Raw genomic sequence first — 21262 nt, forward strand, 5'->3', positions numbered from 1 at the left:
ACCAGCGACGAGATTAGGGCCGCCGCCGAGCCGCCCAGCCGGGTCCGAAGGTTGGCTGACAGGTTCACCGCCGAGCCGCCGGTGCTCTGCGAGGCTCGGTGGCCGGACTGCAACGGTGGAGGTGGCAGACGCGGATGCGACAGCTTCCGGTGAAGTTCGACTCCCGCGACCCACGCGTGCTCGACGACCCCTACCCGGTGTACGCCGAACTCCGGGCGGCCGGGAGGCTCGCGCGCGGCTCCGCGGGGCAGTGGGTCGTCTCCCACCACGCGGACGTCGCGAAGCTGCTGAAGGACCGCCGGCTGGGGCATCGGTATCCGGCCGAGTATCACGAGTTCTCCAACGGTTCCGGGCCGGCGAACGACTTCCTGCAGCGGATCGTCCTCGACCAGGACCCGCCGACGCACACCTTCTGGCGGCGCATCATGCAGCAGTCGTTCAGTCCGCCCCTGATGCGGCGGCTCTACGACTACGTGGCCGGGCAGGTCGACGAGCTGATGGCCGCGGCGATGGAGCGCGGGCGCCTGGACGTGGTCGACGACCTCGCCTTCCCCCTGCCGGTGACGGTGGTCTGCGAGCTGCTCGGCATCCCCGACGTCGACCGGGCGGCGGTGCGCCCGCACGCCGTGGAGCTCGCCAAGGCCTTCGCGCTCTACGTGCCGCCCGAGGATCGGGAGGGCGCGCACGCGGCGGTCACGTGGCTGCGCGGCTACATCAGGTCCCTGATCGACGAGCGTTCCGTGCGGCCTTCCCACGACCTGATCGGCAATCTGCTGGCCCTGGAGCGCGAGACCCCGGAGCTCGACCGCGAGACCCTCGTCGACAATGTCGTGTTTCTGTTCTTCGCGGGCTTCGAGACCACCACCAACCTGATCTCGACCACGTGGTCGGCACTGCTCACCCACCCCGAGCAGTTCTGGCTGCTGCGCGAGCGGCCGGAACTGGCCGAGCGCGCCGTGGAGGAGATGCTGCGCTACGACGCCCCGATCCAGGCCACCGCCCGCTATGTGAAGGAACCGGTCGAGATCGGCGGCCGGACCATCCGCGCCGGCCGGATCCTGGTCCTGCTGCTCGGCGCGGCCAACCACGATCCGGAGTGCTTCGACCGGCCCGAGGAGGTCGACATCACCCGCGACCCCAATCCGCACGTCAGCTTCGGCGGCGGACCGCACCACTGCCTGGGTGCCGCCCTGGCGCGGGTCGAGGGGCGCGCCGTCGTCCACTGGCTGGCCGGCGCGGCCGAACGCCCGCAGCTGGCCGGTGAGATCGTCCGGCGGCCCAGCGTCACCTTCCGCGGGTACCAGTGCATCCCCGTCTCCCTGCGGTGAGGTGGGGGGTTGCCGGCGTGGAGCGAGCGCCGGCCCGAACTTCTTCGATCGAGTGACGACCGACCCCTTTTCGTAGCGGTACTCACCCTTTACGGTGAAGCAGTGACCGACGGAATGTTTGAAGGTGATGACAAATTTCGAACTGAGTTCCGTGTGGCCCGCCGCAACGGCGGCCTTACCGGCCCGAGGATTTCCCGGCATGTCCATCGACGCGTATTCCGCTGCCTTCGGGGATTCCGCCGTGGACTGACACCATGCGTTGACAAGATGTATGGGCCATCGACAGACAGGCAGATCAGAAGCGATAAAACGCCAGCGCAACGGCGATACGGGGGCAATCATGCCGAATGTTCGGGAAGTCACTGCCACTGTTCAATTCCGTCCTGGCCGAGTGCCGCACAACCGATTTACCAGTCGATTGCCCGGAGGAGGTGCTACCCGGCAGGAGGCGTTATGAGCCACCGGGACGTCGTGTTCCTGCGGTGGCCGGCTCAGGGCCACGAACGAACGCGGCTGCGCGAAGCCGGAGTGCCCGCCTTACTGGTCGTGGAGGGGGGCGCCGTACCGCCGACCGATGTCGCACCCAGCGAGGACTGGATACGCCCGCCGGTGGCGCGTTGCGACGTCGAGGCCCGGGTCTCGGTGCTGCGGCAGCGCACCGCGGACGCCGTGCCCGTACTCGATCCGACCGGAGTGCTCTACTACGGCGGCGAGTCGGTTCCCATGTCCAACGCCCAGGTGGCGCTGATGCACCGCCTACTCGACGACTTCCGCCAGGTGGTCCGCCGCGAGCAGCTGAAGCAGGCGCTGGCCGACATCGACGTGGGTTTCTCCAATAACGCCCTGGATCTCCACATACTGCGATTGCGTAAACGCATCGAAAAGGTCAGCCTCGAGCTGCGTACGGTGTGGGGTCGCGGTTACATCCTGGAATGGGCGGACTCGGAACCGCAGCATTCTGTGTGAGCGAAAGGAAACGCTTACACCCGCGGGCCGGAGCGTCCTCAGTCGGAAGCTGAGGCGCCCCGGCCCGCCGTGGTTCCGGCCACGCCGGACTTGCGCTGATGCACCCGGCCGCGCAGCGCCCGCAGTTCGGCGAACGGCAGGGTCGCCCGGTCCATCAGATATCCGACGCCCGCACTTCCGCCGGTCCCGGTGTTTTCGCCGAGCATCCGGCTGGTGAGGCCCACGTGTCCGACTTTCCACCGCATATAGCCGTTTCCCAGGTGCAGCAGCCCCTCGACGATGCGGTGCTCGGTGCCCGCCGCGACGCCGGCCTCGACGATGGCGGCCACGGTGCCGCCCGTGCGTTCCACTCCCTGGGCGAACGCCGTGTACAGGATGCCCGTGCGGGCGGCGTTGCCGAGCTTCCGGTCGAGCTGGTGGAATTGGGTGGACTGGACGCCGCTCGCCGAGCCCAGATACCGCCGGAAGTTCGCGAAGTCCTCCAGCGGCAGCCGTTCCATCGCCACCAGTTGCTCATGCAGCAGCCGCAGCAGGTCGCCCACGCGGTACAGCAGGTCGGCCGCGCGCTCCAGGTCGGCGGTGCGCATCGTCAGGAACGCTTCCTCGACGGCGGCCAGGTCCACCAGTATCTGCTTCAGCCACAGTTCGCACGTCTGGTGGCAGACGATGAAGAAGTGCTCGGACAGCACCGTGTGGTCGGGGCCGTCCTTGGGGGCCCTCGGCTGCTGCAGGGACAACAGCTCGTCAAGTCGCAGGTACTCGTGGTAGGAGTCCTCGGCGTCCATCAGTTCAGTCCGTCCTCTTCCGGTCTACCAGAGCCACGATGCGTTCGACCCCGGTGGCCAGTTGCTCGGGGTCGACGCAGAATGCGATCCGTACCAGCCCGCCGGCGATGCCGCCGGGGTGCAGCGGACGCAGCGTCCCGTCCGCGCCGAACTCGGGACGGGCGGAGAACCCGCTGCCGGGCACGACCACGACGTCCTCGGTCCGCATCAGTTCGGCGGCGAACTCCTCGCCGGTCAGGCCGCTGGGCGAGACGTCGACCATCGCGTACCAGCCTCCTCCGGGCAGGGCCGGCAGCAGCCCGGCGTCGACCAGCGCCGGCAGCACGTTGTCCCGGTTGGCGCGCACGAACTTGTGGTTGGCGGCGAGCGCCTCCCCGGCCTGCAGCGCGCTGAGGCCGGCGTACTGGATCGGGGCGGACGGCGCGATGATGCTCGACTCCTGCACCATCCGCATCGCCTCACACACCTGAGGGCGGGCGACCGCCACGTAGCCGAGCCGGTATCCGGTCATCGCCAGTCCTTTGGAGAACGTGAACACACTGTGGACCCGCCGCTCGGACGGGAGCAGGTCGCGTTCGAGGGCGGCGATCGACACGTGCGGTGCCGCGAAGTCGAAGTCCTCGTAGGCCTCGTCACTGACGATCTGCCAGCTCTGCTCGGCGGCGAGCTGGTACAGCCGCTCCTGGGTGTCGCGGCCGAGCAGCGCGCCGGTGGGGTTGGCGGGCGAGTTCAGCAGCAGTATCCGCGTGTGCGCGGTGGCCGCGGCACGGATCGACTCCGGGTCGGGTGCGTACGTCTCGTCGAGCCCATAGAACACCGGGCGCAGGCCGGCCAGCAGGGCCTGTTGCAGATGCACCGGCCAGTGGATCTCGGGGAGCAGGATCTCGGCACCCGGCTCGGCGAGGCTACGCAGGAGGGCGGCGAGGCCCTGGCAGGAGCCCGGGGTGACGAAGAGCTGGTCGACCGGGGCGTCGATGCCGTTGACGGTGTCGAGTTTGACCCTGATGGCCTCGCGCAGTTCGAGCAGCCCCTGCACGTCGATGTAGCGGGTGCGTCCGCCGAGCGCCGCCTCCGCGAGGCCGCGGGCCACCGATTCGGGCGGCCCGAACGCGGGCTCGCCGACGTGCAGTTTGATCAGGCCGCCCGGCATCCGGCGCTCCCGCTCGGCGGCGAGTCTGAAGGAGTTGTACAGCCAGGAAGCGGGGATCGAGGAGGCCACCGGAAAGACCGGATTCGGATGAGCCATGGTCGTCACTACTCCTGAGCTCGAGGGGATGTGATTCAGGCGGTGCGGCCGCCGTCCACGGCGATCAGGGAGCCGGTCATCCAGCCGGCGCTCTGCGGGTCGAGGAGGTGGCACACCCAGGTGGCGACCTCGTCGGCCGCGCCGAAGCGCCCCATCGGCGTGCCCGCGATGATGCTTCGGCGGAGCGCGGCGACGTCGTCGCCCGCCGCCTCCTCCCACAGCCTGGTGTCCACCGGGCCGGGCAGCACCGCGTTGACCCGTACGTCGGGGGCCAGCTCCACGGCCAGCGCGCGGGTCAGGGCGTTCAACGCCGCCTTGCTCGCGCCGTAGTACGCCCGGCCGGGCATGGCCAGCACCCCGCCGACCGAGGAGACGTTGACGACGCTGCCGCGGTTGGCGCGCAGCTCCGGCAGCGCCTGCCTGATCAGCTCGGCAGCCGCTACGACGTTGGTCTGCAGCATCCGGCCGAACTCCTCCGGATCGGCGTCCTCCAGCGGCGCGAACCGGGCGTGCCCGGCGTTGTTGACGACGGCGTCGACCCCGCCGAGCTTCTTGCACGCGGCGGCCACGATCGCGGCGGCCGCGCCGGGCCGGGTCACGTCGCAGGCGTAGGCGTGCACGTGCGGGCCGCCGCGGTCGGCCACCCGCTCGAGCCGGCCGGCGTGGCGGCCCACGGCCACTACCGCGGCGCCCAGTCGGGCCGCCCGGAACACGATCGCCTCACCGATGCCCGAGCCGCCGCCGGTGACCACGACGCGTTGCCCCGCCCAGGGGCCGCTCACGCCCACACCGCCTCCTCCGTGCCGGTCCCGGCGGGCTCGGCCAGCAGGTCCGCGAGCAGTTCGCCGGGCAGATCGAAGAGATGGAAGTGTCCGCCGCGCCGCGCCCGGACGACGGTCCGGCCCGTGGTACGGGCCGCCCACCCCGGGGCGGCGGCTGCGGGCGCGAGCGGGTCGTCCGCGCCGACGTAGCACCGGATCGACGTGCTGATGGGGGCGGGCGGCGGGGCGGACACATAGCGCTCGTGTGCCGCGATGTCGGCGCGGAGCGCGGGCAGTACCAGGGCGCGCAGCTCGGGCTCCGCGGCCACCAGCGGATGGAGTCCGCCGAGTTGCGCGATGCGGCGCCACAGCTGCTCGTCGGGAAGGGCGGCGTCACCGAGCCGGACCGCCGGATCGCCGGGGGCCCGTGCGCCGCTGACCGCCAGCACGGCCGGCGGACGGCCGGCGGACTCCAGCCGGCGGGCCGTCTCGTACGCCACCATCGCGCCGAAGCTGTGTCCGAAGAGCAGCAGCCGCGCCGGGGGCAGAGCGGTCAGCTCCGCCTGGACGGCGTCCGCGATGGCGTGGACGTCCGCGGTCGGCCGCTCCGCGCTGCGGCCGCCGTGCCCCGGATACTGGACCGCGAGGAGGTCGACGCCTCCACCGCCCGCCTCGTCCCCGAGGCCACGGAGGTGGTCGCGCCAGGGCAGGAAGCTCTCCGCCCAGCCGCCGGAGTGCGGGCAGCAGACCAAGCGGGTCCGGCGCGGCCGGTCCGCACCGAGCCGGCCCGCGCCGGTGGCCGGCCCTCGCCGGCCACCGGCGACATCGCGCGGATGCAGACGCCTCAGCCAAGTGCGCGATTCCATACGCCCTCCGATCGGTGGTCGCGTCTCGACGATGGCACGCGCCGATGGCGGGCTCGCGGAATCCTTCTGCTTTCATTCAAGGCGCCCGCCCCGGCCCGCGACCCTTGCCACGATCGGCCGGTGCGCCCCTGTAGGGAGGCGTCGTGCGCTCCTAGGCCCAGGAGGACGAGACAATGCCGGAGACCCCCGCATCGGTGTCGGCGCTGGATCTCACCGATCCCGCCGCCTTTGTGGATCACGACCCGTACGCGTACTGGGACCGGATGCGCGAGCAGGCGCCGGTCGTGTGGCACGAGTCGCCGTACGGCACCGGGTTCTGGTCGGTGGCCAGACACGCCGATGTCGTCGCCGGGTACAAGGACGCGGACCGGCTCAGCTCCGCCCGCGGCACGGTGCTCGACGTGCTGCTGCGCGGCGGGGACTCCGCGGGCGGCCGGATGCTGGCCGTGATGGACCGGCCGCGCCACCGCGACCTGCGCCGGCTGCTGCTGCGGGCGTTCTCACCCCGGCTGATCCGGCAGGTGGAGCAGCAGGTGATGGCCCGCGCCGACGCCCTGGTGGGGCGCGTCGTGGGGGCGGGCCCGTTCGACTTCGCGGCCGAGGTCGCCGAGGTGCTGCCGATCAACACCATCTGCGATCTGCTGGAGCTGCCCGATGCCGACCGGCCGGACCTGCTGGCCTGGAACAAGCGGGCCCTGTCCGCCGGCGACGCCGAGGCCGATCCGGTGGACGCCCTCGAAGCCCGCAGCGAAATCCTCGCCTACTTCGTCGAGCTGGTCCGCGAGCGCCGGCAGCGGCCCGGCGACGACGTGATCAGCATGCTCGTCGGCGCACGCGTCGAGGGCGAGCCGCTGTCCGACGACGACATCGCCCTGAACTGCTACAGCCTGATTCTCGGCGGCGACGAATCCACCCGCATGTCCGCCATCGGGGCACTCGACGCCCTGGGCCGCTACGGCGACCAATGGCGGCGGCTGTCCTCGGGGGACGCCTCGGCCGCCACGGCCGTCGAAGAGGTACTGCGCTGGGTCACCCCCGCCATGCACTTCGCCAGGACCGCGACGAGCGACCTGCGCCTGGGCGGGCGGGACATCCGCGCCGGGGACATCGTGTGCCTGTGGAACATCTCGGCCAACAACGACCCCGCCGTCTTCGACCGGCCCCGGACCTTCGACGTCGGCCGCGCCCCCAACCCGCACGTCGCCCTGGGCCACGGACCGCACTTCTGCCTGGGCGCCTTTCTCGGCCGGCTCGAACTCACCGCCGTACTCACCTCGGTCGTCCGCCGGGTGCGCACGATCGAGCCGCTGGCGCAGCCGCGGCGGGTGTACAGCTCATTCCTCTTCGGATACGAGGATCTGCGGCTGGAGCTCCGCTGAGCTCAGGCGCCCGGGAGGTGCTTGCACAGGTCGGCCATCGTCGGGCCTTCGATGACCGCGCGGACCGGGAGGTTCATCCCCCACTCGTCCCGTACACGGTGTGACAGCCGGACGGCGAGCACCGAGTGACCGCCCACGTCGAAGAAGTTCTCGTGCGGCTCGATCACGTCGACGCCCAGCACGTCCGCCGCCAGCGCGCACAGCGCGTCGATGCGCGAACCGGCGGCGGGCGGCTCGGCACCGCGGCCCGCGGCGGCGGGCGGGGTCCCGGAGCCGGCCAGCTCCGCGAGGACGCGCCGGTCGACCTTGCCGTTGCTGGTCACCGGCAGCGCGTCCAGGAGCACGATGTCCTCGGGCACCATGTGCGCGGGCAGCTTTCGCGCCAGCCGGTGCCTGAGGTCGCCGATGTCCGGGCTGCCGCCCCGACGGGCCGTGACGTACGCGGTCATGCGTGCCGTGTCGAGCGCGCCGGTCACCACCACCGCGCTGAGCACCACTCCGGGGCAGGCGTCCAGCGCCGCCTCGACCTCGCCGAGCTCGATGCGGAAGCCGCGCAGCTTGACCTGGCGATCCGAGCGGCCAGCGTAGAACAGCTCGCCGCCCGCGGTGCGGTGGCCGCGGTCGCCGGAGCGGTACATGCGCGTGCCCGGCGGGCCGTAGGGGTCGGCGATGAACCGTTCGGCGGTCAGAGCCTGCCGGTTGAGGTATCCCAGCGCCTCGCCGGAGCCGACGAGGTAGAGCTCGCCCTCCACGCCGGGCGGGCAGGGGCGCAGGTCGTCGTCGAGCACCCGCACCTCGTTGCCCGGCCACGGGATGCCGATGCTCACCGGGTCGCCGGGTGCGATCGGTCCGGCCATCGTGACGCCCACGGTCATCTCGGTGGGGCCGTAGCCGTTGTACATCCGCCGGCCGGGCGCCCACTTGCGCACCAGCGACGGCGGGCAGGCATCGCCGGTGGACAGCAGCACACCGCCGTCGAGCACGCCGGTGTCGTCGGTGAGGGTGAGGGTGACCGGAGGGAGCACGGCATGCGTGATGCGCCGCTCCCGCAGGGTGCGGCGCAGGTCGTCACCGGGCAGCACGTCCCGCTCGTCGGTGATGACGAGGGTGGCGCCGGAGAGCAGAGCCAGGGTCATGTCCCAGAATCCGGCGTCGAAGTTGAACGAGGCCCACTGCAGCACCCGGTCCCCGGGCCCGGCGCCGATCCACTGCCGCTGCGTCGCGACCAGGTCCCTCACGCCCGTGTGCGCCACGACGACGCCCTTCGGCACGCCTGTCGAGCCGGAGGTGTAGATGACGTACATCGGGCAGTCGGCCGTCAGCGGTCGCAGCCGCTCCTCGGGCGCGATGGGATGCGGCGCCGTGGCGGACAAGAGACGCTCCAGTCCAGGATCGTCGAGGTCGAGGACCGGGGCCTTGTTCGTCACGGCGCCGTGCGGGCCACTGTGCAGCAGGCAGTCCAGCGCGGCATCGCCCACCGCGTGCTCGATCCACTCGGCCGGGTAGGCCGGGTCGAGCGGCACATACGCGGCACCGGCCGCGGCGACCGCGAGGGCGGCGACCGGCAGCCGGCGACCCCGGGCGACGGACAGCCCGACGAGGTGGCCGGGGCCCAGGCCGCGGGCGATCAGCACCCGGGCGAGCCGGTTGACCCGCGCCGCCAGCTCGCCGTAGGTCAGCACGCCCCCGTCCGCCTCCACCGCGGGCGTCTGCGGATGGGCGGCGGCGATCCACTCGAAGTACTCCGGCAGCGTGGGCAGGGCGGTGACCGGCCCGCCGACGGCGCGTACGTCGGACCACACGGTCTCCACGAAGGCGCTCGCCTCGGACCGTTCGACCGGGCCGTGCTCGACGATCCAGCCCTCCGGCACCTGGTACTCCGCAGGCCACAGTGAGCGCTGGCCACGGTCGTTGCGCAGCACGACGCAGCTCTGCCTCTCGCGCTCGAACGGATTCCGGCTCATCGCTGACCTCCGAGAACTCACGCGGGCGACGGGCGGACGCGCGGCGCGCACCCCGGTCCACGATGGAGCCTCGGCCAACGCGGCGGGCCGGTCCGCGACAGGTTCGTGAAGGCGGCGGGCCGCGGGGCCGGCGCCGCCCCGGGGTTTCTCGCAGCTTTCTTTCAAGGTCCGCCGGCGCCGGACGTTCGTGTGGCTACGTTGCCGACGTGGTAGCCGAAACCCAGCCTTCCGTTGGACAGATCCTGCTCTGGTTCCTCGACCGCTACCGTGGTGAGGAAGGGGCGCTCAACTGCCCGACCCTGTGCCGCCTGCGCGGGCCGGTCGACAAGGCGCGACTGCGCCGTGCACTCGCCGAGGTCTTCGCCCGGCACGAGGCGCTGCGGACGACCTTCACCGGGGGCGGACGCCGGCTGAAGGCGCTCATCGCCGACCGCGTCTCGCCCGAGCTGCACGAGGTCGACCTCTCCTCGGTCGAGGACCCGCGGGCGGCGGTCGAGGACGCCATCGCCGTCGAGCTGGGTACGCGCATCGACCCCACGGAGAGCGGGGTACGGCTCACCCTGTTCCGACTCGCCGCCGACCATCACGTGCTCTGCTTCAACATGCACCACATGGTCACCGACGCCTGGTCGTGCCGCGTGATCCTGGAGGACCTGTGTGCCGCGCTGGACCGGCCCGAGGGCGAGCCGGCCCGGAGCCGGCCGTGCCCTACTCGGCGTTCGCGGCTGAGCAGCGGCAGACCCTGGGCTCGGCGGCCGGCAAGCGGCTCACCTCGTTCTGGTCCCGGCAGCTGCGCGGGCTGAGCCTGCCGCCGCTGCCGATGACGCGGGCCACACCGGGAGCGGCCCGTAACACCGGCCTGGTGCAGCACGTGCTCGACGCCGGCACCGTCAGGGCGCTCGACGAGGTGGCCCGCGGCGAGCGCAGCACGCTGTTCGTCGCCCTGCTGACGGCCTACTACCGAAGCCTGCGCAAGGTCAGCGGCAGCGACGACCTGACGGTGGCCACGCTGTTCGCCAACCGCACACCGGAGCACCAGCGCACCGTCGGGTTCCTGGCGAACATGGTGCTGCTGCGCACCCGGCTGCGGCCCGGGGCGGATTTCGCCCAGGATCTGCGCGCCACCCACGCCACCGTGATGGAGGCGTTCGTGCACCAGGCGATGCCGCTGCACTTGCTGCCCATCACGCCGACCGACACCACCCGGCGGCCGGACGACGTGGTGTTCCAGATGATGCCCGACCCCGTCTACAGCACCCGGGCCGGCGGCCTGGACGTGGAGGTGCTGGTACCGGACGGGGTCGCGACGCGCTTCGAGCTGGAGCTGGTGGCGGTGCCGGCCGAGGACACCGTTCGCATCCTGCTGTTCTTCAACCCGGACCGGTTCTCCGCCGAGTTCGTCCGCGAGCTGCTCGCCACCTACGTCGAGATGTGCACGACACCGACCGGCCACGCCGTGGCCTGAAGGAAAGGTCCGCATGATCGAGCGACACATCGACCGGATCACGCGACCCCGGGTGCTGTCGGCGGACGGCATCCGGGCGGAGGTCGCCGCGAAACTCGGTATCCCGGTCACCGACATCGGGCTGGACGACGACCTCGTCGTGCTGGGCCTCGACTCACTCGGCGTCATGACGCTGGCGACCGCCTGGCAGGACGCCGGCGTGGACGTCACGTTCGGCGACCTGATCGAGGAGGCAACGGTCGAGGCGTGGGCGCGGCTGATCAGTGACAGCGGCTCCGCGGCCCCGGCGGCCGGGGCGGCGAGCGGACAGGCCTTCGCGCTGGCCCCCATGCAGCACGCCTACTGGTCCAGCCGCCGGCCCGGCATGCCGATGCGGACCGGCTCGCACTTCTACTTCGAGTTCGACGCCGACCTCGACCCGGACCGCCTCGACCGTGCCGTACGGGCACTGCGCAGCCGCCATCCGATGGTGCGCACGCAGGTCGACGGTGACGGCATCCAGCGCGTGCACCCCGAACTCCGGGGCCTGGACGAGGTGGTGGACCTGCGGGCGCTGGACGACGACGCACGGCAGCGGCGGCTGGCGGACATACGGGCACGGCTGTCGCACCAGACGCTGCGCATCGAGGACGGGCGCGGTCTCGACGTGCGGCTGGCCCGTGTCACGGACAAGGCCTGCCGACTGTTCATCGACATCGACATGATCGTCAGTGATGCCGGGAGCTTCCGCATCCTGGTCTCCGATCTGGCGCGGCTGTACACCGATGACGGTCTCGACGCGAAGCCGCTGGACCTGAGCTATCCCCAGTACCTGGCCCTGGTGGAGCGGTCGGCCCGGCGCCGGGACCGCGATGTCACGTACTGGCGCGAGCGCGCCGAGTCGCTGCCCACCGCGCCCATGCTGCCCTTCGCCACCGCCCCGGAACGGCTCGACGAGGTCGTCACCGTACGGCGTCATACGTGGCTGCCCGGCGAGACCCGCGACCGGCTGTCCCGGCACGCCCGCGACCACGGCGTGACGCTGTCGATGGCGCTGGCCGCGGCGTACGCGGATGTGCTGGCCGCCTGGAGCGACAACCTGCACTTCCTGCTCAACCTCCCGGTGCTCAACCGTCTTCCGGTGCACCCGGATATCGACCGGCTGGTGGGCGACTTCACGGACCTGCTGCTGCTGGAGGCCCGGCCGGACGGCAGCCGCCCGTTCGCCGAGCGCGCCCGCACCCTCCAGGACCAGTACCGACGAGACGCCGCCCACTCCAGCTACGGCGGCACCTCGGTGCTGCGCGACCTGGCGCGCACGACGACCGGTCCCGCCAACCGCACCGGGGTGGTGTTCACGAGCGCGCTGAGCATGGGCGAGCTGTTCGAACCGCCCGCGCTCGAGCTGTTCGGCCAGCCCGTCTGGATGAGTTCACAGACTCCCGGCGTGTGGATCGACCTGCAGGTCATGGAGCAGGACGGCGGCATGCTGATCAACTGGGAGACCTCGGAGAACCTGTTCAGCGAAGGCGTGCCGGCCGCCATGTGCACCGCCTTCGTCGAGCGGGTGCGGCTGCTGGCCGAGGACTCGGCCGCCTGGTCGCGAGAGCTGCCCGTACTGCTCCCGGCTGATCAGGCGGTGGTCCGGGCGGAGGTGAACGCCACCGAACGCGCCGGGCAACCCCACCTGCTGCACGCACCGGTCTTCGCACACGTGCAACAGACACCGGAACGGGTCGCGGTGACCGGCGAGGCCGGCTCACTCACCTACGGCGAGCTGGGCCGACGCGCACTGGCGGTAGCCGGATGCCTGCGCGACAGCGGCCTGCAGACCGGTGACCCGGTCGTGGTCTCCCTCCCCAAAGGCCCCGACCAGATCGTGGCCGTCCTCGGCGTCCTGGCCGCCGGCGGCTGCTACGTCCCCATCGGCACCGACCAGCCACCACGCCGCCGCGACCGCATCACCCACACCGCCGGCGCCCGCCTGGCCCTGACCACCGGCCACCACACCGACTGGCCCACCACGGTGGCCACCATCCCCCTGGACACAGCCACCCACCACACCCCCCTGGACACACCGGCCCAGAGATCACCACAAGAACTCGCCTACATCATCTTCACCTCAGGCTCCACCGGCGAACCCAAAGGCGTGGAGATCACCCACGCCGCCGCCGCGAACACCGTCGACGACATCAACCACCGCTACCACATCACCGCCGACGACGCCGTCCTGGCCGTCTCCGCCCTCGACTTCGACCTCTCCGTCTACGACATCTTCGGCCTCCTCGGCGCCGGCGGACGCGTCGTCACCATCACCGAAGACGCCCGCCGCGAGGCCACCACCTGGACCCGCCTCGTCAACCAGCACCACGTCACCGTCTGGAACACCGTCCCCACCCTCCTCGACATGCTCCTGACCGCCGGCGAAGACCACCACCCGCTCCCCTCCCTCCGCGTGGCGATGGTCTCCGGCGACTGGGTCGGCCTCGACCTCCTCGACCGCCTGCACACCACCGCGCCCCGCGCCCGCCTCGTCGCCCTGGGCGGCGCCACCGAAGCAGCCATCTGGTCCAACGCCCACGACGTCGACCACATCGACCCCGCCTGGGCCTCCATCCCCTACGGCCGCCCCCTGGCCAACCAGCGATTCCGGGTGGTCGACCCCTACGGCCGCGACCGCCCCGACTGGGTGCCCGGCGAACTCTGGATCGGCGGCGCCGGCCTCGCCCGCGGCTACCGCGCCGACCCCACACGCACCGCCACCGCCTTCCTCACCAGCGACGACGGCCACCGCTGGTACCGCACCGGCGACCGCGGCCGCTACCACCCCGACGGCACCCTCGAATTCCTCGGCCGCACCGACCAGCAGGTCAAAATCCGCGGCCACCGCATCGAACTCGGCGAAGTGGAGCGGGCCCTGGAACGCGCCGACGCGGTGCGCGAAGCCGTCGCCGTGGTTGTGCCGGAGCTGCACAACACCCTCTGCGCCCTGGTCGTCGCACACGACGGTGCCGACGTCTCGTCGGCCCGGGTGCGGGACGCCACCGCGGAGCACCTGCCCGACCACATGGTGCCGACCCACATCGAGGTCGCCGCCGCGCTGCCCTTGAACGCGAACGGCAAGGTCGACCGTGCGCGGGTGCGAGCGGATCTCGCCGTGCGGATCGCCGCCGCGGCGGACGCGGAGTCATCGGCGGACGCCGTGCTGACCGGAACGGAGGCCACCCTGGCCGCCGTCTGGGCCGAGTTGCTGGAAGTCCCCTCCCTCACCGCCCAGTCGAACTTCTTCCACCTCGGCGGCGACAGCCTGCTGGCCACCCGTATGCTCGCGGCCCTGCACCGCAAGGGACTCTCCGGCCGCCTGGGCGACCTGTTCGACGCCCCGACCGTCGCCGGCTTCGCCATGGCTGACCCGGCTGAACGGCTCCCCGGGCGGCACTCGGACGATCACCGCCGACCCCGCGCACCGGCATGAACCCTTCGACCTGACCGATGTGCAGCGGGCCTACTGGCTGGGGCGCCAGGAAGACCTCACCCTGGGCGGCGTCGGCTCCTGGTGGTACTGGGAGTTCGAGGCCGACTCCGTGGATCTCGGCCGCCTGCAGGCGGCGTGGAACGAGGTCGTCAGGCGCCACGAGATGATGCGCGCCGTCCTTGACGACGACGGCCACCAGCGGATCCTGGAGGCCGTGCCGGAGTTCCGGTTCAAGGTTCGTACCACGACCGCGGACGACCATGACGAGGCAGTTGCCGAGCTGCGCCGTATGGACAGCCGGATACTGGACGTCACCAAGTGGCCGCTGTACGACGTGCGCGCCGTCCAGCGCGACGACGGACGCACCGTGCTCGGCATCGGGTTCGACTACGTCGTCCTCGACGCGCTCAGCATCGTCACGGTCCTGACGGAGCTCTCGGCCCGCTACGACGACCCGGATACCGAGCTTCCCGAGCTGGAGCTGTCCTACCGTGACTATCTGCACAGCACCAAGGCTGGTGCCGACGTCCGGCAGCGGGACGAGGAGTACTGGCTGCAGAAGCTGGAGCAGCTGCCCCCGCCACCGGCCCTCCCGGTGCAGACCGAGCCCGAGCAGGTGGGCCGGCCCCGCTTTGTCCGCCGTGAGTTCCGGATCGAGCCCGCGCGATGGCGGGCACTGCGCCGGCGGACCGTCGAGTACGGACTGACCGCCTCGACCGTCGTCGCGGCCGCGTTCGCCGAGGTGCTGGCCGCGTGGAGCGCGGAACCCGCGCTGACCCTCTCCCTGACCGTGTTCGACCGCCAGGATCTGCATCCGGAAGTCAACGAGGTGGTGGGCGACTTCACCTCCCTGATGCTGCTGGGACACGACAGCGACCCCGACGAGCCGTGGGCGCAGACCGTACGCAGGCTGCAGGGCCAGGCCTGGGAGGGCATGGAGCACAACGGCGTGTCCGCGGTCTGGGTGCTGCAGCAACTGGCACAGCGCCATGGTGCCGCGCACATGCTCATGCCCGTCGTCTTCACCTCGACCCTGGGGGTCGCCGGGAACTTCCCCGACCTGGAGCTCTCGTTCGGCACCCGGACCCGCGGACTCTCCCAGACGCCTCAGGTCACCCTGGACTGCCAGGTGATCGAGCACGGCGGCGGGCTCGACATCAACTGGGACTACGTCGAGGGGCTGTTCGCCCCCGGAGTCATGGAGGCGGCCTCCGACGCGATGCGGAGCCTGCTGGAGCGCCTGGTCGACCACGACTGGGACCGGCCGCTGCCGCGCGTCGTGCTCCCGGCTGATCAGGCGGTGGTCCGGGCGGAGGTGAACGCCACCGAACGCGCCGGGCAACCCCACCTGCTGCACGCACCGGTCTTCGCACACGTGCAACAGACACCGGAACGGGTCGCGGTGACCGGCGAGGCCGGCTCACTCACCTACGGCGAGCTGGGCCGACGCGCACTGGCGGTAGCCGGATGCCTGCGCGACAGCGGCCTGCAGACCGGTGACCCGGTCGTGGTCTCCCTCCCCAAAGGCCCCGACCAGATCGTGGCCGTCCTCGGCGTCCTGGCCGCCGGCGGCTGCTACGTCCCCATCGGCACCGACCAGCCACCACGCCGCCGCGACCGCATCACCCACACCGCCGGCGCCCGCCTGGCCCTGACCACCGGCCACCACACCGACTGGCCCACCACGGTGGCCACCATCCCCCTGGACACAGCCACCCACCACACCCCCCTGGACACACCGGCCCAGAGATCACCACAAGAACTCGCCTACATCATCTTCACCTCAGGCTCCACCGGCGAACCCAAAGGCGTGGAGATCACCCACGCCGCCGCCGCGAACACCGTCGACGACATCAACCACCGCTACCACATCACCGCCGACGACGCCGTCCTGGCCGTCTCCGCCCTCGACTTCGACCTCTCCGTCTACGACATCTTCGGCCTCCTCGGCGCCGGCGGACGCGTCGTCACCATCACCGAAGACGCCCGCCGCGAGGCCACCACCTGGACCCGCCTCGTCAACCAGCACCACGTCACCGTCTGGAACACCGTCCCCACCCTCCTCGACATGCTCCTGACCGCCGGCGAAGACCACCACCCGCTCCCCTCCCTCCGCGTGGCGATGGTCTCCGGCGACTGGGTCGGCCTCGACCTCCTCGACCGCCTGCACACCACCGCGCCCCGCGCCCGCCTCGTCGCCCTGGGCGGCGCCACCGAAGCAGCCATCTGGTCCAACGCCCACGACGTCGACCACATCGACCCCGCCTGGGCCTCCATCCCCTACGGCCGCCCCCTGGCCAACCAGCGATTCCGGGTGGTCGACCCCTACGGCCGCGACCGCCCCGACTGGGTGCCCGGCGAACTCTGGATCGGCGGCGCCGGCCTCGCCCGCGGCTACCGCGCCGACCCCACACGCACCGCCACCGCCTTCCTCACCAGCGACGACGGCCACCGCTGGTACCGCACCGGCGACCGCGGCCGCTACCACCCCGACGGCACCCTCGAATTCCTCGGCCGCACCGACCAGCAGGTCAAAATCCGCGGCCACCGCATCGAACTCGGCGAGATAGAGACCCGGCTGCGCGAGCTGGACGGCGTCACGCACGCGGTGGCATGGGTCGAGGAAGCCGGTCCGGCCAGGCGCCTCGTCGCCGCCGTGACCGGCGCGGACCCCGACCCGGAGGACGTACGCGCCTGGCTGGCCGACGCCGTGCCCGGCTATATGGTCCCGGACCACATCCGGATCCTGGACGAGCTGCCGCTCACCCCGAACGGCAAGGTCGACCGGACAGCCCTGGCCCGTACCACCGCTCCGGTCACCGACTCCCCCGCGGCGTTCACCGCCCCGCAGAGCGCGACCGAGCGCGCGGTGGCCGCCATCTGGCAGGAGCTGCTGCAGGTCGACGAGGTGTCCCGCGACGCGGGGTTCTTCGAACTCGGCGGCGACAGCCTGACCGCGATCCGCGTCGCGCAGCGCCTGGACCGGCGCTTCGGGGTCGAACTCACGCTGCGGCAGCTGTTCGACCGGCCCACGCTGTCCCAGGTGGCGGCCCTCATCGACGAGCTGGCCCTCTCGGCCGGTGATCACGACGCTCCCATCCGACTGGAAGAAGGTGTGCTGTGAACGCCAGCGGCATCATCGCCGAGCTCGAGCAGGCCGGCATCCACCTGTGGGAAGACGACGGGAAGGTCCGCTTCCGCGGGCCGGAAGGCGCCATGACGCCGGAGCGTCGCGACCTGATCGTCAGCCGGCGCGACGACGTGCTGCGCGCCCTGCGCGACCGCGACGGCCAGGTGGTGCGCCCCGAGCCCGAGGCGCGGTACGAGCCGTTCCCGCTGACCGACGTCCAGGCCGCCTATCTGCTCGGGCGGCGCGACGCGTTCGAGTACGGTTCGGTGCCCTGCCACGCCTACGGCGAGCTGGTCTTCGACAGCCTCCACCGCGACCGGCTGCAGCAGGCCTGGTCGACCGTGGTGGAGCGGCACGACATGCTCCGTGCCGTCCTCGACTACGACGGCTTCCAGCGCGTACTGAAGGATCCGCCGCCCTTCGAGATCACCTGGACCGACGTGCGCGAGCTGCCCGCGCAGGCCGGCGAGGCGCGGCTGGCCGCGACACGGCAACGGCTCTCCCACGAGTCGAAGGACGTGACCGGGTGCCCGCTGTACAGCATCGAGGTCACCGAACTCGATGACCGGGCCGTGCTGCACTTCTCCATCGACTTCCTGATCGCGGACTATGTGAGCATCTACCGGCTGCTGGACGAGTTCGGCGCGTACTACGAGAACCCCGACGCGAAGCTGCCGGCGCCGGCCATCGGCTTCCGCGACTATCTGCGGGCCGAGCGGCAGGTGCGGCAGGGCAGGCCTATGAGCGGGACCGAGCGTACTGGCTGGACCGCCTCGACGACCTTCCGGCGGCGCCGGAGCTGCCGATGGCCGCCCAGCCGAGCCGTTACGGGGCCGCCCGGTTCACCCGGCGGGAGCTGCGGCTGGACGCCGGGACCTGGGCGGCCCTGCGCCGGCATGCCGGAGCCCACCACCTGTCGGCGTCCAACGTGGTCATGGCCGCGTACGCGGAGGTGCTCGGGCGGTGGAGCCGGCAGCCGCGGTTCACGCTGGACGTGACGGTGCTCAGCCGGCTGCCACTGCACCCGGATGTGGCGAACATCGTCGGGGACTTCACCTCGGTGGAGCTGCTGGCCGTGGACACCCTGGCGGCCGAGGACTTCGCCGGCCGCGCCAAGAGCATGAGCGAGCGGCTCTTCGAGGACCTGGACCACCGCTTGTTCTCCGGCGTGGAGGTGCTGCGCGAGCTGAGCCGGCGCCGCGGGCAGCAAGGCAGCCTGATGCCCGTGGTGTTCACCAGCGCGATCGGGCTGGCCGGCGCGCCGGACGAGGCGAACCCCATGCGCACGCCGATCCGGCAGGGCATCAGCCAGACCCCGCAGGCCTGGCTGGACTGCCAGGCGATGGAGGCCGACGGCAGCCTGCAGATCAACTGGGACTCGCGCGACGGCGTGATCCCTCCGGCCGTACTGGACGACATGTTCACCGCCTTCGAGAAGCTGCTGCACGATCTGGCGGACGACGCCGCCGCGTGGTCCGGCGATCCGCTGGCGCTGCCCGCGGCCCAGCTCGCCCGGCGCGCCGAGGTCAACGACACGGCGCGGCCGCTGAGTCCGGCCCTGCTGCCCGACGCCCTGGTCGAGCAGGCCCTGGCGCGTCCGGAGAAGACGGCCGTCGTGGACGCCGGTGCCGTGGTCAGCTATCGGGAGCTGCTCGCCCGGGCCGCCGCGGTGGCGGACGCGCTCCGTGCGGCCGGGCACCGGCGCGGCGACCGCGTCGGCGTCCTCATGGAGAAGAGCCGGACCAAGTGGCAGCCGCGATCGGGGTTCTGCTCGCCGGTGGGGCGTATGTGCCGGTCGAGGCCGGCCAGCCCGAGGCCCGCCGGCAGCAGATCCTGAGGAGCGCGGGCGTCGGTCTGGTGCTCCAGCACTCGGGCACCGCGGCCGGCGCGCCGGAGGGTTGCCGCCGCATCGACGTCGACACCCTCCCCGTGTCCGACGAGCCGCCGACCCGCCCCCAGGGATCGCCGGAGGACAGCGCGTACGTCATCTTCACGTCCGGCTCCACCGGCACCCCGAAGGGCGTGGAGGTCAGTCACCAAGCGGCCGTGAACACCCTCGACGACGTGTGCCGCCGCTTCGCCGTCACCGCGGACGACGTCGTGCTCGGGCTGTCCAGCCTCGCCTTCGACCTGTCCGTGTTCGACATCTTCGGCGTGCTCGGCCGCGGCGGCACCCTGGTCCTGCCCGAAGCGGCGCGGCGCGCCGACCCGTCCCACTGGTCGCAGCTCATCGCCGAACACCGGGTGACCGTGCTCAACACCGTGCCCGCGCAGATGATGCTGCTCGACGACTACTGGCGCGGGGCGGACTCCGAGCGCGGCAGCGTGCGGCTCGCCATGATGTCCGGCGACTGGATCCCGGTGTCGCTGCCGGACGCGATCCGCGGGCACGTCCCCTCGATCGAGCTGGCCGGTCTCGGCGGCGCGACAGAGGCGGCGATCTGGTCGATCGTCCACCCCATCGGCCGGGTCGATCCCGCGGCGCCGAGCATCCCGTACGGGACGCCGCTGGAGAACCAGCGCTTCCACGTGCTGGACGGCGTGTTGCGCCCGCGCCCGGACCTCGTGGTGGGCGACCTGTACATCGCCGGGGCCGGTCTGGCCAAGGGCTATCTCGGCGATCCGGAGAAGACCGCCCGCTCCTTCATCCGACTGCCGTCCGGCGAACGCGCCTACCGCACCGGCGACCTGGGCCGCTATCTGCCCGACGGGACCATCGAGTTCATCGGCCGCGACGACCGCCAGGTCAAGATCCGCGGCCACCGCGTGGAGCTGGCCGAGGTCGAGTCCGCGCTGGCCGCCGACCTGGAGCTGGACGCCGTCGCCGTGACCACACAGGGCGAGCGCAACGACCGCAGGCTGGTCGCCTTCGTCGAGAGCGCCCGCACCGACACCCCCACCCGGCCGACCGACCCCGGGCTGATCGACGACGTCGTCGCGGCGGGCGAGGAGATCCGCGGCGGCGTGGACGTCGGCAAGGTGGTCGAGTTCGCCGAGGTACTCGACGACGCCGCCCTGCACCGCATGATCGACGTACTGCGCCGGTCCGGCCTGTGGCCCACGGGCGAGGCGCGGCACAGCACGGCGGAGATCATGCGGACCGCACAGGTCGCCCCGAAACATGAGCGCCTGGTGCGGCGCTGGCTGGCCGCCTGCACCGAGAACGGCTATCTGCGGGAGCATGACGACGGCTACGGCTGCCTGCGCCTGGTCGAGCCGGAGGACGTGGCGCGCGCCTGGGCGGAGGTGGAGCGGCTGCTGCCGCAGGCGCACGACCGCCCGGAGCTGGTGGAGTACTTCAGGACCGCGGCCGAGCACCTGCCGGAACTCATGCGTGACGAGCAGGACCCGCTGCAGCTGCTCTTCCCGGAGGGCGATCTCAGCATCCAGGAAGCGGCGTACATGGAGGGCTTCCTCTCACGCTATCTGAACCGGCTGGCCACCAGCACGGTCCAGGGCGTCGCCCGCCGGCGGCCCGGCGGCGCGCCGCTGCGGGTCCTGGAGATCGGCGCCGGCGTCGGCGGCACCAGCGCGGACACCATCCCGGCGCTGGACGGGGAGAACGTGCGCTACTCCTTCACCGACGTCTCCCGGTTCTTCCTCAACAAGGCCGCCGACCGCTTCGGGGAGTATCCGTGGGTCGACTACGCGATGTTCGACTTCAACGAGCCGTTCCGCGGGCAGGGGGTGCGCCCCAACTCGGTCGACCTGATCCTGTGCGGGAACGTCATGCACTACGCCAAGGACGCCCGCACCGTGCTGCGGCGGATGCGCGAGGTTCTGGTGCCCGGCGGCTGGCTGGTCTTCATCGAGACGACGCGGGACAACTACCAGGTCCTCACCTCGATGGAGTTCCTGTTCGACGCCACCGCCGGCGACTTCCAGGACGTCCGGCACGGCCGGGACCAGACCTTCATC

Annotated in this window: 12 protein-coding genes and 2 pseudogenes; 9 read left to right on the forward strand and 5 right to left on the reverse strand. The window is 71.7% G+C overall.

What is annotated here, in order from left to right:
- Positions 1-134 precede the first annotated feature (134 nt).
- Complete coding sequence (locus tag WJ438_RS04650) at positions 135-1328, forward strand: cytochrome P450 (RefSeq protein ID WP_406724077.1); 1194 nt, start codon at positions 135-137, stop codon at positions 1326-1328.
- Between the two features lie 453 nt (positions 1329-1781).
- Positions 1782-2294, forward strand: coding sequence for a winged helix-turn-helix domain-containing protein (locus WJ438_RS04655; RefSeq protein ID WP_406724078.1), 513 nt, complete (start codon positions 1782-1784; stop codon positions 2292-2294).
- A 38-nt stretch (positions 2295-2332) separates the two neighbouring features.
- On the opposite strand, the gene WJ438_RS04660 is transcribed toward WJ438_RS04655, so the two are convergent.
- The 4 genes from WJ438_RS04660 to WJ438_RS04675 are packed head-to-tail and all read right to left on the reverse strand — an operon-like array spanning position 2333 to position 5952.
- On the reverse strand, positions 2333-3079 hold the full coding sequence (locus WJ438_RS04660; RefSeq protein WP_406724079.1) for a tryptophan 2,3-dioxygenase family protein: 747 nt from the start codon (positions 3077-3079) through the stop codon (positions 2333-2335).
- Between the two features lie 4 nt (positions 3080-3083).
- Positions 3084-4325, reverse strand: a complete 1242-nt coding sequence (locus WJ438_RS04665; RefSeq protein ID WP_406724080.1) for a pyridoxal phosphate-dependent aminotransferase — start codon at positions 4323-4325, stop codon at positions 3084-3086.
- 35 nt (positions 4326-4360) lie between these two features.
- On the reverse strand, positions 4361-5107 hold the full coding sequence (locus tag WJ438_RS04670) for an SDR family NAD(P)-dependent oxidoreductase (RefSeq protein ID WP_406724081.1): 747 nt from the start codon (positions 5105-5107) through the stop codon (positions 4361-4363).
- Positions 5104-5952, reverse strand: coding sequence for a thioesterase II family protein (locus tag WJ438_RS04675; RefSeq protein ID WP_406724082.1), 849 nt, complete (start codon positions 5950-5952; stop codon positions 5104-5106). Before WJ438_RS04675 ends, WJ438_RS04670 begins: the two co-directional genes overlap by 4 nt.
- A 173-nt stretch (positions 5953-6125) precedes the next feature.
- Between WJ438_RS04675 and WJ438_RS04680 the strand changes: the two genes are divergently transcribed.
- Positions 6126-7331 (forward strand): cytochrome P450, encoded by a 1206-nt coding sequence (locus WJ438_RS04680; RefSeq protein ID WP_406724083.1) that lies wholly within the window; start codon positions 6126-6128, stop codon positions 7329-7331.
- A gap of 2 nt (positions 7332-7333) precedes the next feature.
- Here the strand turns inward: WJ438_RS04680 and WJ438_RS04685 are convergent, their stop codons facing one another.
- Positions 7334-9295, reverse strand: coding sequence for an amino acid adenylation domain-containing protein (locus tag WJ438_RS04685; protein ID WP_406724084.1), 1962 nt, complete (start codon positions 9293-9295; stop codon positions 7334-7336).
- Between the two features lie 206 nt (positions 9296-9501).
- On the opposite strand from WJ438_RS04685, the gene WJ438_RS04690 reads away from it, so the two are divergent.
- The 6 genes and pseudogenes from WJ438_RS04690 to WJ438_RS04715 form a co-directional block, all read left to right on the forward strand.
- A complete protein-coding gene (locus WJ438_RS04690) occupies positions 9502-10098 on the forward strand; it encodes a condensation domain-containing protein (RefSeq protein WP_406724085.1) in 597 nt (198 codons plus the stop codon).
- Positions 9999-10760, forward strand: a complete 762-nt coding sequence (locus WJ438_RS04695) for a condensation domain-containing protein (protein ID WP_406724086.1) — start codon at positions 9999-10001, stop codon at positions 10758-10760. Before WJ438_RS04690 ends, WJ438_RS04695 begins: the two co-directional genes overlap by 100 nt.
- Before the next feature lie 13 nt (positions 10761-10773).
- Complete coding sequence (locus tag WJ438_RS04700; RefSeq protein WP_406724088.1) at positions 10774-14214, forward strand: amino acid adenylation domain-containing protein; 3441 nt, start codon at positions 10774-10776, stop codon at positions 14212-14214.
- Between the two features lie 19 nt (positions 14215-14233).
- Positions 14234-17338 carry a non-ribosomal peptide synthetase gene (locus tag WJ438_RS04705; RefSeq protein WP_406724089.1) on the forward strand — a complete coding sequence of 1035 codons (3105 nt, stop codon included), beginning with the start codon at positions 14234-14236 and terminating at the stop codon, positions 17336-17338.
- Positions 17335-17481: pseudogene (locus WJ438_RS04710) on the forward strand (hypothetical protein); the annotation flags it as partial. The gene WJ438_RS04705 and the pseudogene WJ438_RS04710, both read left to right, overlap by 4 nt.
- A 222-nt stretch (positions 17482-17703) precedes the next feature.
- Positions 17704-21151, forward strand: a pseudogene (locus WJ438_RS04715) (condensation domain-containing protein); the annotation flags it as partial.
- Between the last annotated feature and the right edge of the window lie 111 nt (positions 21152-21262).

Origin of the sequence: Streptomyces sp. GD-15H (assembly GCF_045291515.1) — a bacterium.
GTDB lineage: Bacteria > Actinomycetota > Actinomycetes > Streptomycetales > Streptomycetaceae > Streptomyces.

Bases quoted from the DNA above. Each gene is read 5' to 3' on its own strand.
- WJ438_RS04655 (WP_406724078.1), top strand. From the start codon at position 1,782: ATGAGCCACCGGGACGTCGTGTTCCTGCGGTGGCCGGCTCAGGGCCAC.
- WJ438_RS04650 (WP_406724077.1), top strand. From the start codon at position 135: ATGCGACAGCTTCCGGTGAAGTTCGACTCCCGCGACCCACGCGTGCTC.
- WJ438_RS04660 (WP_406724079.1), bottom strand. From the start codon at position 3,079: ATGGACGCCGAGGACTCCTACCACGAGTACCTGCGACTTGACGAGCTG.
- WJ438_RS04675 (WP_406724082.1), bottom strand. From the start codon at position 5,952: ATGGAATCGCGCACTTGGCTGAGGCGTCTGCATCCGCGCGATGTCGCC.
- WJ438_RS04685 (WP_406724084.1), bottom strand. From the start codon at position 9,295: ATGAGCCGGAATCCGTTCGAGCGCGAGAGGCAGAGCTGCGTCGTGCTG.
- WJ438_RS04680 (WP_406724083.1), top strand. From the start codon at position 6,126: ATGCCGGAGACCCCCGCATCGGTGTCGGCGCTGGATCTCACCGATCCC.
- WJ438_RS04700 (WP_406724088.1), top strand. From the start codon at position 10,774: ATGATCGAGCGACACATCGACCGGATCACGCGACCCCGGGTGCTGTCG.
- WJ438_RS04665 (WP_406724080.1), bottom strand. From the start codon at position 4,325: ATGGCTCATCCGAATCCGGTCTTTCCGGTGGCCTCCTCGATCCCCGCT.